Source organism: Natrinema sp. DC36, assembly GCF_020405225.1.
Classification (GTDB): domain Archaea; phylum Halobacteriota; class Halobacteria; order Halobacteriales; family Natrialbaceae; genus Natrinema.
This window is the reverse complement of the sequence record NZ_CP084474.1, coordinates 139451-152683: the sequence shown is the minus strand read 5'-3', so window position 1 is coordinate 152683 and position 13233 is coordinate 139451. Positions and strand designations below refer to the sequence as shown.

The following is a 13233-nucleotide window of genomic DNA, read 5'->3' as shown; positions in this document are numbered from 1 at the left end:
TGATACCCCCGAAGCAGCTTGAGAACGAGAAGTACATCGTTTATCTCACGAAAGATACTTTCTACAGTGCCCGATTTCCATGTCTTTCGTATCGAAATCGGAGCCTCCGTCGACGGAGTGGAGCCATTCCCTGACGATCATCTTGTGTCGAACAGCCATGGGAAAGCCAGTGAACGAATGAGTTGGTAGATCGTTTTTCAACGCCCATCCAGATGGGTTCGAGGCCGAGTTCATGGACAAGCCCCACCCTCAACGAGCGAACCCGTCATGGTGAGCGAAGTAGGATGGGGTAGTTGACTCGAGTCCGCTGTAATTGCTTAAAACAATGAAGACTATAAACACAGACACAACAGGGAAGACGTATGGGTTTCGGGATTCGATCAAAGATCGCGCTACAACGACCATGGGGTCAGCTCCGAAAGGGCTGGGTGTACACTCGTCATAGTCTCCGCTTTGAGGTCGTCCATCCTGTCATACTCTGTCTCACATTATTGCAAATTGGACTTTCAATAGGGTTGTTTGCAGGAATATTCGCTATTGCATTCTTGGTCACACCCTCCACAAACGAATCAGTATTTATGGCAATAATTATTCTTTCTTACTTTTTCATGTCCGTCACGACAATTTTGTTGAACGGAACGATCGCTGGCTATGTACTCGCTACTGAACTTGGCGTTCTCCACCCGCTTTCCCAAGCAATTGAACAAGTTCGTAATCGTCTGGTCTCGTTAGTCAGTTACGCCATCGTCTGGGCGAGTATAATCACTATCTTTGTAGTTCTTGATTGGGTTACGAGACTTGGTGCTTTCACAGAATCCGTGAACGTAATAATTCAATTCATTACGTTTGTGATGAACATCATTTGGGCTGCTGGAACTATTTTTGTTGTCCCAATTCTTATCTTCGAACCAACAACCTCACTACGTAGTGCGATTCAGAGAAGTGCTGCTTTTCTCAAAGAGTCAGTACTTTGTCTTCTTGTATTCTGGTTTGTTGGTGTCGCAATGTTCGCCACTATTGTTGGTGGTGCCATTGTCCTTCTCTTTGTCGCTGCCAGCCCCCTCGCGCTTGTTACCTCGATGAGTGTTGTTTTTGCCGGATTTATTGCCTATTATACATTAAGTACAATTTTTAATTCGTTACTCTATGGTGAGGTTGCTGGGCCACTTGATCTCAGTAAGTCACAGAATTAGAAGTAATATTTTAATTGCCACCATGGAACTATTAAGCGTCCTAATGCGCCTATTCGGACCCATATTATATTAATAATGTGACTTGAACCAGAAGGTATTTATCATTCTGACTTGATATTCGAGTACAGCTACTGCACATGGAAGACAGCAAATCACGTAATGCCAAGCAGATTGGTACGGTAGACAACAATGTTCCGCTGCACAATCAACTAGCGATCCAGATCAGGTGGTCGTAGTGTTCCAATTATTATCATCACTTACCGTACTCCAAACAGAGACAAGTGACGAGTTGCCCTTTGACGAGGGGACGTTCGTAATGATTTCTCTCGTCTCTTCAATAGTCCTCCTAATCATCGGGATCGCTATTGCCTACTGGGTGTACAAGGACGCGTCGAAGCGGGAAAACAGCGAACTCGCATGGGCACTCAGTATTGGTGGGATGATGTTTCTGTTCTTCCCAATAGGAATTGTCCTTTTGATTGCGTACTTCGTAATCCGGGGAGATGAGACGACGTCGGACCCTGTCCACGAACAGCCTACAGGAGAGGAGTGGTAGCAGTCGTTTATAGCCAACTCAACCGTTGTCCTAGTCATTCTATCCAGACGGTATTCATGATGGTGATGCCATTGGAGCGATTATATTAGAGCAGAGTATGAAACACGAGTACTATGTATTACCAGTAACCATACTCGAAAGATCGCAATCTAAATACACAACATGAGAGCATTAGATGAGTGTTCGTAAGGAACTTCAGTTGGGGCTGCAGATTTCACGAGCAGAGTGGACACGCCATCATCGTGAGTTCGGGAATCCGGTAACGGGACGACCCGTCTTACTGGGTGTGGTCGTCGTGATCACACTTGTCCTCGGATGGCTCGCTCACTCACTAGGACGTGACCTCACCTCCGGGAAGCACCTTCCGTACGCTACGCTCAGTCTCCTCGTGAGTGGCGCATTTGCTTGGATGGTGTGGCGAAGCTCACAGTACACACATGCTCGATTTGAGCAGTTGGATCCTGATCTACTGCTGACGACGGTTCGTCCAAGAGCGGCTGCCCTTGGACTCCTCGGATTCGTCTATACTCGACTGATTCTCACGCTCACCCTGCCAACGCTTGGACTCGCGGTCGGAACTGCTGTTGGGCTCCGGTCACCTACAGTCGCGCTCACAATTATCATAGCGATATCCTCCATGGCGGCTCTCGCCGTTGCTCTCGGGATGACAGGTAGACTCGCGGCTCGACTAGTTGCACTGCGACTCGTACGAGCACGCTTCTACAGGGATTTGCTGATTGTGTTCGGTTGGATTCCACTCGTCCTTGGTGCAATGGTTCTCCAAGAAGTATCGATATCGGTTGCCCCGCTGATCGCCGTATTTGGAGCGTTACCACTGGCATGGTTCGTCGATCTGGCGCTCATAGGTGGCGGTGATGTGGCATATGGATCGATACGTCACGCAGTGGGCGCACTCGGTATCCTTGTTCCTGTGCTTCCACTCCTTGTAGCTGGGGCGACTATACTTGCGTGTCGAGTTTGGGAAAGCGAACCCGTGAGTTCATCGAGAACCCACGGTTCTCATTCTCTCGTCAATGAGGGATGGATGGAGCGTCTTCTTGGGGACCATCTCTCGAAGCCTGTCCTCACCGTTGCTAGGGAGCGTTGGCTCATGGAACGACGTGTTCTACGCGGTCTACTAATGACTGGGTACGTATTGGTGTTCTTCGGTGTAGTGGGATTTCCGTTACTCCTCTTCGGAGGCCCGAACGGTTTCCTGTTGGCCATTGCAATTTCGCTCGGTATGGCAGCCGGTATCGCCTTTGCTTCTGACCCAGTTGGAACGGAGTACCGAACGTTTCCGATGCTGCTCACGACAGTTAGTGGGCGGAACTTCGTCGCTGGGTTGTTCCTCTCTGCAATTCTTGGTGGTGCTCCACTCGTTGTACTCGTAACTGCTCCGATCGGCTTGGTGAGCGTTGTCGGGACCGTGCAGACAATCTTGATTACCGTCGTCGGCGTTGTCTCGTGTGCGTGTACCACATCAGTTGCACTCGTCATTGGGTTGGGGGTTCAACGCTCTGACTTAGTTTCCACCCCGTTTTTCTTCACTGACGTTCCGATTTATGCTGAGTACGGGCGGAATGGATTCTTGCGGATTGGTGTGATCTTTCTTATCGTATTGCTCCCAATCACACCGGCCTTCCTCGGCAACTCTCCGTTCGTGTACGAGCCCATCGCAACACTCGGAGTGCCACCACTCATCGTCCAGATCAGTTCCCTTCTTCTCACGCTGCTTCTCGCCGCTGCGGTTACAAAAGTCGTCTTCCAAATAGCTGTTAAGCGATTCGACGGCTATCAACTCCGGTGATTCCAGAACTATGAGTGACAACATACCTGAGACAGAGATGACAAACGAACAAACAACCGAGTCCAGACCTGCTGATCAATTAGCGATCGTCACCGATGATCTGACGAAAGAGTACGGTACAACGAGGGCAGTCAACGGGCTCGATCTCACAGTCGAACGCGGGACGGTGTATGGCTTTCTCGGTCCGAACGGCGCGGGGAAGACGACCACGATCCGGATGTTAACAGCGTTACTGCCGCCAACGAGTGGCTCTGGGCGCGTCGCCGGTGCGTCGATCACTAACCGTGAAGCACTCATCCAGCACATCGGGTATTTGCCAGAATCACCGCCGATACACGAGGAGTTCACAGCTCGTGAGCAACTCGAATACCACGGTGGATTACGAGGGATGGATCCGACCACCATTGAAGATCGGATCACGACACTACTCGACCGCTTTGAATTGACTGACGCTGCCGACGAACGGATCGTCACGTACTCGAAAGGGATGCGTCAGAAAACAGGCCTGATCCAAGCGATTATGCACGAACCCGACGTCGCATTTCTTGACGAGCCGACGTCAGGGCTTGATCCGCGTGCCGCCCGCACAGTCCGTGAGACGATAACTGCACTGGCGTCTAATGGCACTACCATATTCCTCTCAACGCACATCCTCCCCGTCGTAGAACAGATCGCTACTACTGTCGGTATCCTTTACGACGGCGAACTCGTAGCAGAAGGCCCACCCACAGAACTCAAAGACCGCATGGAAACCGGTGCAGAGAGCACTCTCGAAGATGTCTTTCTGGAGGTCACGACCGAGGCTACTGACGAGAGTTCGTAAAACGAGTTCTTTATTCCAGAACGAAGTCTGAAGCTGGAGGAGCCAATTCGATAAGTACAGGGAAACTACGTAACACTCAAGGATTCTGAATCCTAAACATCGAAACTAACCAATCAATATGCCTGAATGTTCCAACTGTGGAAGTCACGTTACCTCAACCTTCGTCCGTGTCTTCGCCGTCGATGAGAATAACGTCCACGGATGTCCCACCTGTATGACCTACGCCGAGATCTCAGACGGCGAGTCAGCAGAAGAGACGTGACAATTCTCATTGTAGGCTCCTCTGACCAGGAGTAGTCTCTCCAAGAAATGATCCAATGAAATCTGAATTCGTTCTTCCAGCTCACGGCCTTGAACACGGTCACATTCCAGCCCCTGCTGGCCATGCGCCACGATTGGCGGTAGCGTTTACTCGAGCGGGGCTCTGTGTCCATGAAGAAGGAAATCCAGACGCATATCTATTGGCGAAAGATCCAGTCGAGATCCAGCGCTGATCACGGAAGATCGTCGACAGAACCCCACTATAAACGGACAGTTTTATTCTTGTGAGCGAGAAATTCATTCTCATGTACGATCTAACTGCCTTCCAACGCGACTTGCTGTACGTCATTGCTGGCCATGAAGAGCCTCATGGCTTGGCGATAAAAGATGAACTCCAAAACTACTACGAAGCAGAAATCAACCACGGACGACTCTACCCCAATCTCGATACGCTCGTCGAGAAAGGGCTGGTTGAGAAAGGCTCACTCGACAAACGGACGAATTCATATACGATCACTGATCGGGGGTATCGAGAACTTGAAACTCGCCGTGAGTGGGAGAGTCAGTACGTCGAAGAGGTATAGCAGTAGATAGTAGCACGGTTTCTTTATTCAGAACTATGATTGAAACTGAACCGGACGATTCAGTAACTACGTATGCATATTGACCAGTGGATATCTATCAAGCTCAATTGATCCGGTTTGCACGAACCAAACGGTTATGTGCGACCACCATGTCAGTAGGACCATGAGCCAAGGACGCGATGACGCGGGCCGATTTGAGGAATCTGTTACCGAACAAGATATCCTCAAAGTATTCGACTACGAGGATGATCCAGTCCTCACAGCGCCGGAAGTTGCTGACGGTCTTCGGCGGTTTGGAAAGCAAATCACCCCTGAAGGAGTCCGAAATCGGCTCGAGGAGATGGACGAGAAGGGGCTCGTAAGCCGTAAAAAGCTCGGTGCGAGAGCTGTGGGATGGTGGGCAAAGGTCGCCCCTGAACTGGATTCTAGTACTGCCGAAACTGTTGACTCAAGGAAGGAGTCTACCGAGTGGGAGGAATTGTAGCAATATATGGCGACGGTGTTGTTGCATCCTGATGTGGAGAAGGAACTGCAATCTCTTCCAAACGATATCGAGGATCGAATTCGATCGAAGTTGACTGAGGCCAGAGAGAATCCAGACCGTCATCTCAAACCGCTCAAGGGACGAGATGAGTATTCGCTCCGCATTGGGAAACGACGAGCAATTATCGATTGGGTCACAGAACAGAACGAACTTCGAGTACTGGAGCTCGATACTCGAGACACAGTCTATCAGTAGTACATCCAAATGAACCTTGATGTGGTCACTACACGTGCGTACTGAACCATCGTGTTCAGATAAGCTGATTCCATGCGAAGCTGAACGATCTCAGCCAATCGTCGGCTGTCTCTGCTTCGGCGTTGCTAAAACAGTTTGAGAAACAGATAGTTCGCCGTTTTATTTCTCTAAAGACACGTTCGACAGCATTCCGATTTCCATGTTTTTCGTATCTGAAATCGAAGCCATGTCGATGACACGCATTTTGTAATGAATGTGAGCCATCGACGAGAAACACGGCGTCATCAACGTCGTGTTTCTCGCTGAGTTCGGTGAGAAACGAATGAGCGAGTACCTTCGTTGTGGTAGGTCTCAGCTTTGTATGCAGTAGCTTGTTGGTCTGTGGATCGACAGCGGCATACAGCCAATACTGCTCATCATTGAGCTGGATCACAGTCTCATCGACCGCAACGTGATCCGGTGACCGCCCATCTTCGGGCTGTAAATCAGCCTTGTGAACCCAATTATGTACGGTTGATCGAGCCCGTTCGACACCGAATATCTCAAGAACAGAGACAGTATTCGAAAGTGATAGCCCTGCCAGATGCAATTGAATACTCAGCTTCATCAGCAGTCGCGGTGTCGCTTCTCGCTCCACAAAATCTAAGTCGAGTTGGTCGATACTACCGTTGAGGCTAGCGTTTTCGGGCATAGATCACTCAGAAAACGCTACGCCTCACTCTTCAATCCTTATCTGAACACCGCGTGGCGAACCGGGAGAAGAGAGATATAAGCACCACCACAACCATGGTGAAGAGTATCCCAGTGGCGACGCTGAACCGATCTCCTGAGAGGAGCAGCCATCGACTGAATCGGTCGTCCATTCGTTGATTGGTACTTCGCTGGTCAGCCGGAAAAGTGTATTATCTCTCCACTTCCTCTCTGCATCAGAATTTGACTCTCCGATTACAAACGATCTTTGTGCCCCCTGTACTTACCGCAGAGGGTGCCAAACCGATCATGTTCTAAGGATTTCAACAGAGCCTCTCAATTGTATTACTTGGGTTCTCTGTAGCCCTCTGTGCTTCCGACGCGATCAACCGTGGTGTTGCTCATCCCCTCAGAGGGGTGGAGGGAGCGTGTACAAGCAATACGCGCTCTCCAAGACTGATCATCATGCCACTCCTAGACGTATACGAACACACATTCGACGAAGACGTCCCCCTCTCTCGACAGCCGCCCGTCGGAGACGGGGATAGCGAGGAACAGATACTGCCCTACGACGGACTCAGCGCAGACAGCAACACCGAGGAGGATTGATCCTCCCCATGACGATCGAGATTTAGAACACGATGGCGTGGGTGGCGGCGAGCGTGGGGTCGAAGACGGTTGGGGTGCACGGCGAGTGCCTATGACTTTGAGCGATATATTTTTCCCAGAGGAAGAAATATGTGTGCCAACCCCGTTAGTAGGAGTATGACAGACGATGTCCGTCACGACGGCCCGCCCCCGTTCGATAGACCGTTCGAAGGCGAGGACACAAAGCAGCGCGTGTACGGTGCGGTGTTACACGCTCGAGAGCCGATGACGGCCGCCGAGATCGCCAAGCGAGCAGACTGCTCGGGGGAGTCGGCACGGACACACCTGTCCTTCTACGCCGACCTCGGTATTGTTATTCGGCATGAGGGCCGGCCGGTCAGGTACGAGCGCAACAACGACTATTTCGAGTGGCGGCGAGTCAACAAGCTGGCGCGGGAGAACACTGTCGACGAGTTGCAGGCCCGCGTGTCGGAGTTGACCGACCGGATCGAGGAGTACCGCGGCGAATATGGGGTCGACTCGCCCGCCGAGGTCGATGTCCTCGAGTTCGACGCGGAGCGGATTGACGATGTGTACGTGGAACTCGGTGATTGGGCCACTATCATTGAGGAGCGTCGCCTACACGAACGCGCCAGGAGAAAGGCCGCCGGCTCGACGGCCCCATCGCATAGCTGAGATGGTGCCAGCGGATGACGGTGCGAGTCCCGCACCGATAGACCGGTCGATGTTAGAGCGAATGCGTTCCCGATTCGTTGGGCGTCGCATGTTCGAGTCGGCGGAGATCGTCAAGGAGGGGAAGCTGCACCTCGGCGTCGAGCTGTCAGGCGACTACTATCCGAACGAGGCGTCTGCTCGCTTTGAGATTCGCTGGTATCGCAACGACGACTTCAACTTTCACTACCAGGAGGAGCGACGGGACGGGGCGTGGAAGTGTCGATGGGATCGGCACCCAAACGCACACAACTCACGGGATCACTTCCATCCACCACCGGCCGCTAGCCGCACCGACGCGGAGAACGCTCAGTGGCCGGACGACCACCGCGACGTGAGCCGCCTCGTCCTTGACCACATCGAGGAGCGCATCGAGATGTTGTGGGAGTAGCAGTAGGTGGAGGCATTGCCGAACGCGTTGAGGGGCTCCGTTCGAGAAGTGCGACTGTTACTTCTGTCAGGAAGAGACGCTGAGATTCGATTGACTCGATTTCCGGAGTGGACAGCACTTCGAAAGAGCGCTGTTCGACCCTCAGAGAGGATGTAGGGACTGTTGAGTTAGAGACGAGCGATTGCCGGCCAAGACGAACCACATGGCTTTGCAATCAAGGACGAACTCGAGAAGTATTACGCGACAGAGATCCACCACGGCCGGTTGTATCTCAACCTTGACGAAGTCGTCAACAAGGGTCTCGTCGAGAAAGGCCAATTTGACCGGCGAACGAATTACTACACAATCACCGCTCGTGGCCAGCGCAAGCTCGAGGCCCGGCAAAAGTGGGAAGATCAATACGCCGATGGATTCGATTCAAGTACGATTTAAACCGCTGAAATAGCGGCGGAAACGCGAAAATTTAGCTGTTTCAGCGGTTGGTTCGGGTATCGGGGTTGTCGGGTACCCCTACGGTAGGTGCCCCTAAGGGGGCAGGACAATTGTGCGGCGCGCAGAGCGCGCGCCGCGCTATCGAAAAGTCAGGTTGGCCGATTTGAGACAGCACAACGGTGCTGCTCCATTAGTAGGAGAGGATGGAACCTCGATAATGAGTGTTGTCGAGTCTGCTTAGAAGGGAAGAGATTAGATTATGGTCGAACGGTAAGTACAGTGCGCGCATCGATCACTCACCAGTCATCGACCGGCGATATCCCAGAGCGATTGATCGAGCGAGTGTACCGGCAAAATATTCCGAGATATGTGCTCGAGGGGTTGTACCGTAATAACAGGATATACTAGCCAACTCTTCGTTTGCCAGTACACGTATGGCAAGTGGTGCAGGTGATGGCCTCGGGGGGGCTATCTCCGGAAACATTCTAAAATATTACATATATAAGTCGACAAAGGCGGTCGAGTTCTATCGCCCATCATGTACCTCTTTTTTCTGGCACAGGGACTTTCGTTCACACAGATTGCGATTCTGGAGGCGCTCTACAACCTGACAACGTTGTTCGGGGAGATACCGACGGGCTACGTTGGTGATCGCGTTGGCCGACGTAATAGTCACCTCATCGGGACATCACTCATATCTCTGACCCTCCTCGGTATCGGTTTGTCGAACTCGTTTCTCCCGCTGGCGGGCCTTTACGTCTGCTGGTCACTGGGCTATAATTTCCGGTCCGGGAGCGAAGACGCATGGCTCTACGATACTCTCACCGACGACCTTTCAGAAGATGAATTCGCTCGCGTTCGAGGACACGGAGAGTCGGCGGCATTGGCCGTCGGTGCCGTTGCGGCGATTCTTGGTGGGTATCTTGGAAGCATTGATCTCTCGTATCCGTGGTTCATCGCCGCGGGCGTGACGAGTCTCGGGGTTGTAGTACTGCTCACGCTCGACGAACCAGAGACGTACAAGGAAGCGGCTACCGAAGAGTTGAGTCTCCGCCAAACAGTTCGTATCGTGAAGGAGGTCCTCGCTCGCCGTCGTCTGCGAGCGTTCTTGCTCTACTACTACGTTCTATACGCCGCGGTCACGTACCTCGTGTTCGTCTTTCTCCAGCCGATTTTCGAGACGGTGGTTCTCGACCTCGGCATCCCGCAATCGCAAGTCGAAGCCTTGCTGGGATGGTTCTATGCAGCGTATAGTCTCGTCGGCGCAGTCCTCAACTACTATACGGGGACAATCAGAGAGACGATCGGACTGCGAATGTGGTTTGTCGTCCTCCCGTTCGCTGTTGGTGGCGCGTTGATCGGAATGTACCTTCTGCCGATGCTCGCCCTTCCGACTTTCCTCCTGATCCGAGGAGTCTCGGACGTCACACGATCGTTCGCCGGACAGTACATCAACGATCACGTAGAGACGCTCGGTCGCGCCACCGTTCTGAGCGCGATGGCGATGGTCAGCGGCCTCGCCGTTGTCCCATTTCAACTCGGGAGTGGCGTCATATCCGATGTCGTCTCTCCGCTATTCGCACTGGGTGTCGGTGGTGTTGTTCTCGTCGTCGGGGCGGCGACCATCCTCCTCTGGGAGCCCCTATCGATGACGAACCAGCTTAACACTGATTTCCGCAATAGTCAGTTCACTACATCAGGCATCTAACAAACGGTTCACTCAGAACGCTACGGAGCTAAGCCAGTTTAGATACTAAACTCACAAATCATCCGACTGGTAGCTATGCGATATTCATAGCCGTATTAAAATTGGCTGCCCCATCTCGAATGGCGATACTGGTAGCATCGTTTTACCCGTTGTCCCTTGTTTCCTTAACTAATGTGGCCTCTTGGACATGCAGCGATCGGGTATTTGCTCTATCGGTATTCAACGCAGGCACGTCTCGACGATTCGCCTGCGGTTCTCCCGCTCTGTTTCCTCGCCGTCGGAACTCAGTTTCCAGACCTCGTGGATAAACCTCTTGCGTGGGTACTAGATATCATCCATTCAGGAAGGGGCTTAACACACTCTATTGTTATTCTTGGACTCATCATAATCGGATTCTTCCTCGTTGCTCGCCATCACAGGCGCGACGAATACGCCATCGCCTTCGGCATCGGCGCACTCGCTCACGCATTGACCGATGCAACGGAAGTTCTCTGGGACCCGAATGCGAGCGCACATTCTCTCCTGTGGCCACTCTTCTCAGTTAATTTTCCAACTGTACTAGACCATCTGTTTAATCCCATCTCTGAGTTGTACTTCGTGGCGGAGTTCGTGCTTGCTGGATTAGCATTTGTCTACTGGCAGCGCGATGGCTACCCAGCCCTTGAAGCAATCCGTGACAAATTCGATCAGCACCGGTCTCAATTCTCCTAATAGGTTTTCACTTTACCTATATAGTGACAACCGTGCCCAGTCTCCGACACGGCAGCTAACCCAAGAAGGGCACCGAGATATTTCGTTCAGTTCGCACATGTAGTTACTGGCGTGTTCAGCCAATTTTTGAGTGAATGGCTCTGTTGAAACCTCTTCACGTCTGGCGATTTGCTGAGAGGCTAGTTTCTAACCGGATCGACGAAATCCGGAGGGGAGAGTAGCTCTTCTCAATGTCAACGCTGAAGTATTTCAACAGAGCCGAGTGAATAGAAGACGGTGAAGCACCGTTTCGATCCAACTGCCTGGTTCCACGTCGACAAATCCCGTTCCCCAAATATGCACACGAACTGCGACTCGTCGTGTGCATATCTCGAGTCGATCCGTTGTTCGAGCCGCCGTTCGTATCTGGATAGCCGATACGTTCCGATGTTTGGACCGAAATAGGTTGTTCAGTGAGCCAAAAAGCTAGGATTTCGGGGGTCGTGTGTACGAGTATGCGAATCAGGACTGAGACTACGCATATCAACGAGACGCAATCGAACGTGCAGCTGACTTCTACGACTGCAACAAGACGAAAGCGGTGGTGAGTGCCTGCGACGACATTCCGAAGTTCGTCCAAGTGTCCCGCCAAGTCCTTGAGCACGACGACCTCTCACTCGAGCAATGCCGGGAGATCGCCGAGACGCGGTCGACGTGAGCGGTGACCTTCAAGGCCAGTACCGAGGTCGTCACCGAAACCGCGTGAGTGTTTCCCTCAGTACTGGTTGCTGGCTGTGAGTAAGCGTACCGCTGGGGGTCCGATCTCTCGAGAAACGCCGGCCAGAGACCGGCGTTAGAGCCCCTCCCCTCGCATAGTGTGTCAATTGGGGGAAGCCGCCTGAAATTTGGCACCGATACCACGGACCCTTCTACTGGACTCTAGAATCAACTAGTGGTGTTTATCGCCCCAGTAGCGGTGAAGGGGCAGATCAGTTGTCCTCTTCGGAGTTATCGATGGCAACGAGAGACATCTACACGACGACGTTTGACGACAGCGTTCAGACGACTACAACTAGCTGTCCAGATTGTGGCGGCAGCGTTCGAACGACTGACCGCGAAACGATCTGTGAGGACTGTGGACTCATCCTTGAGGACACCAAACTAGACCGAGGACCAGACTGGGGCCGACATGACGAACAGGGATCCAAGAGACGGACCGGTGCCCCGCTGACACCGACACGCCACGATCGAGGCCTTTCCACCGAGATCGGGTACACGCAAGACGGACATGGAAACACCCTCTCGAGCACGAAGCGTCGACAATTGAACCGGTTGCGTCGCGAACAGTCCCGTGCCCAGTGGCAGTCGAAAGCTGAACGGAACCTCGCCTATGGACTCGGTGAAATCCGTCGAATCGTCGCAAGTCTCGGCCTCGCACAGAGTATCCGGGATCAGGCGTGTTCGCTGTTCCGAACTGCACAGTCTGAACAGCTCTGTCGCGGACGATCGCTCGAGGCAGTGGCTGCAGCCAGTGTCTACGCAACAGCTCGGTGTAACGGACTCGGACGATCACGGGCAGAAGTCACAGCCTGTGCGCGCTGTGATCAGCAGAGACTCACCAACGCCTACAATGCGATGAACGTCGAACTCGAGTTACCAACACAGCCGATTGCAACAATAGATCGCATTCCGAGGCTTGCGACAGAACTCGAGGTCCCAGATCAGGTTCGTCGACGAGCACTCGAGCTCGCACAGACGGCACGCGAACGCGGAATGACGATCGGCTGCCGGCCGAGTGGCGTCGCAGCGGGTTGTCTCTATCTCGCTGCCCAGCGAGTCGGATTCTGTCTCTCGCAACAACGGATCGCCGATATCGCAGGAACATCACCGAACACGCTCCGCAGTCGGCGAGACGACTTAGTCGAGATTGAAGCTGAAACCTGATCGTCACAACCTGGATGAGACACCTGTAACGGAGCTGATCGGGCGCTCCCTCGAGTGTGTTTTTCTTCCCCCAAAGGGGTGAGGGGCGTTCC

The 13233-nt window shown here is 52.7% G+C and carries 14 protein-coding genes and 2 pseudogenes; 14 read left to right on the top strand and 2 right to left on the bottom strand.

What is annotated here, in order from left to right:
* Positions 1–196 precede the first annotated feature (196 nt).
* The 7 genes and pseudogenes from LDH74_RS23350 to LDH74_RS23320 form a co-directional block, all read left to right on the top strand.
* A pseudogene (locus tag LDH74_RS23350) lies at positions 197–274 on the top strand (transposase); the annotation flags it as partial.
* 334 nt (positions 275–608) lie between these two features.
* On the top strand, positions 609–1193 hold the full coding sequence (locus tag LDH74_RS23345) for a hypothetical protein (RefSeq protein WP_226043135.1): 585 nt from the start codon (positions 609–611) through the stop codon (positions 1191–1193).
* Positions 1194–1509: 316 nt separating this feature from the next.
* Positions 1510–1749 carry a hypothetical protein gene (locus LDH74_RS23340; protein ID WP_226043134.1) on the top strand — a complete coding sequence of 80 codons (240 nt, stop codon included), beginning with the start codon at positions 1510–1512 and terminating at the stop codon, positions 1747–1749.
* Positions 1750–2203: 454 nt separating this feature from the next.
* Positions 2204–3559, top strand: a complete 1356-nt coding sequence (locus LDH74_RS23335; protein ID WP_226043133.1) for a hypothetical protein — start codon at positions 2204–2206, stop codon at positions 3557–3559.
* Positions 3560–3596: 37 nt separating this feature from the next.
* Complete coding sequence (locus LDH74_RS23330; RefSeq protein WP_226043156.1) at positions 3597–4382, top strand: ABC transporter ATP-binding protein; 786 nt, start codon at positions 3597–3599, stop codon at positions 4380–4382.
* A gap of 566 nt (positions 4383–4948) precedes the next feature.
* Positions 4949–5227 (top strand): PadR family transcriptional regulator, encoded by a 279-nt coding sequence (locus tag LDH74_RS23325; RefSeq protein ID WP_226043132.1) that lies wholly within the window; start codon positions 4949–4951, stop codon positions 5225–5227.
* Positions 5228–5390: 163 nt separating this feature from the next.
* Positions 5391–5711 (top strand): winged-helix domain-containing protein, encoded by a 321-nt coding sequence (locus tag LDH74_RS23320; RefSeq protein ID WP_226043131.1) that lies wholly within the window; start codon positions 5391–5393, stop codon positions 5709–5711.
* Between the two features lie 310 nt (positions 5712–6021).
* On the opposite strand, the gene LDH74_RS23315 is transcribed toward LDH74_RS23320, so the two are convergent.
* Together LDH74_RS23315 and LDH74_RS23310 are read right to left on the bottom strand one after the other, a co-directional pair.
* A complete protein-coding gene (locus LDH74_RS23315; RefSeq protein WP_226043130.1) occupies positions 6022–6657 on the bottom strand; it encodes an IS6 family transposase in 636 nt (211 codons plus the stop codon).
* A 31-nt stretch (positions 6658–6688) separates the two neighbouring features.
* Entirely contained in the window at positions 6689–6829 is a 141-nt protein-coding gene (locus LDH74_RS23310) for a hypothetical protein (protein ID WP_226043129.1), read from the bottom strand.
* A 292-nt stretch (positions 6830–7121) separates the two neighbouring features.
* Here LDH74_RS23310 and LDH74_RS23305 point away from each other — a divergent pair, with 292 nt between their 5' ends.
* From LDH74_RS23305 to LDH74_RS23275, 7 genes and pseudogenes are all read left to right on the top strand, one after another.
* Positions 7122–7265 (top strand): hypothetical protein, encoded by a 144-nt coding sequence (locus tag LDH74_RS23305; RefSeq protein ID WP_226043128.1) that lies wholly within the window; start codon positions 7122–7124, stop codon positions 7263–7265.
* A 156-nt stretch (positions 7266–7421) separates the two neighbouring features.
* Complete coding sequence (locus LDH74_RS23300) at positions 7422–7940, top strand: transcriptional regulator (protein ID WP_226043127.1); 519 nt, start codon at positions 7422–7424, stop codon at positions 7938–7940.
* Positions 7941–8028: 88 nt separating this feature from the next.
* The gene (locus LDH74_RS23295; RefSeq protein ID WP_226043126.1) at positions 8029–8367 is read left to right on the top strand and encodes a hypothetical protein; all 339 of its coding nucleotides are present in this window, start codon (positions 8029–8031) and stop codon (positions 8365–8367) included.
* Positions 8368–8547: 180 nt separating this feature from the next.
* Entirely contained in the window at positions 8548–8799 is a 252-nt protein-coding gene (locus LDH74_RS23290; protein ID WP_226043155.1) for a helix-turn-helix transcriptional regulator, read from the top strand.
* Between the two features lie 434 nt (positions 8800–9233).
* Positions 9234–10507 (top strand): annotated as a pseudogene (locus LDH74_RS23285) (MFS transporter).
* 171 nt (positions 10508–10678) lie between these two features.
* On the top strand, positions 10679–11218 hold the full coding sequence (locus tag LDH74_RS23280; protein ID WP_226043124.1) for a metal-dependent hydrolase: 540 nt from the start codon (positions 10679–10681) through the stop codon (positions 11216–11218).
* A 993-nt stretch (positions 11219–12211) separates the two neighbouring features.
* The gene (locus LDH74_RS23275) at positions 12212–13141 is read left to right on the top strand and encodes a transcription initiation factor IIB family protein (RefSeq protein ID WP_226043123.1); all 930 of its coding nucleotides are present in this window, start codon (positions 12212–12214) and stop codon (positions 13139–13141) included.
* The last annotated feature ends 92 nt before the right edge of the window (positions 13142–13233 follow it).

Coding starts and splice junctions, on each gene's coding strand:
- LDH74_RS23345 (WP_226043135.1), top strand. CDS start 609: ATGTCCGTCACGACAATTTTGTTGAACGGAACGATCGCTGGCTATGTA.
- LDH74_RS23340 (WP_226043134.1), top strand. CDS start 1,510: ATGATTTCTCTCGTCTCTTCAATAGTCCTCCTAATCATCGGGATCGCT.
- LDH74_RS23330 (WP_226043156.1), top strand. CDS start 3,597: ATGACAAACGAACAAACAACCGAGTCCAGACCTGCTGATCAATTAGCG.
- LDH74_RS23325 (WP_226043132.1), top strand. CDS start 4,949: ATGTACGATCTAACTGCCTTCCAACGCGACTTGCTGTACGTCATTGCT.
- LDH74_RS23320 (WP_226043131.1), top strand. CDS start 5,391: ATGAGCCAAGGACGCGATGACGCGGGCCGATTTGAGGAATCTGTTACC.
- LDH74_RS23315 (WP_226043130.1), bottom strand. CDS start 6,657: ATGCCCGAAAACGCTAGCCTCAACGGTAGTATCGACCAACTCGACTTA.
- LDH74_RS23310 (WP_226043129.1), bottom strand. CDS start 6,829: ATGGACGACCGATTCAGTCGATGGCTGCTCCTCTCAGGAGATCGGTTC.
- LDH74_RS23305 (WP_226043128.1), top strand. CDS start 7,122: ATGCCACTCCTAGACGTATACGAACACACATTCGACGAAGACGTCCCC.
- LDH74_RS23300 (WP_226043127.1), top strand. CDS start 7,422: ATGACAGACGATGTCCGTCACGACGGCCCGCCCCCGTTCGATAGACCG.
- LDH74_RS23295 (WP_226043126.1), top strand. CDS start 8,029: ATGTTCGAGTCGGCGGAGATCGTCAAGGAGGGGAAGCTGCACCTCGGC.
- LDH74_RS23280 (WP_226043124.1), top strand. CDS start 10,679: ATGTGGCCTCTTGGACATGCAGCGATCGGGTATTTGCTCTATCGGTAT.
- LDH74_RS23275 (WP_226043123.1), top strand. CDS start 12,212: ATGGCAACGAGAGACATCTACACGACGACGTTTGACGACAGCGTTCAG.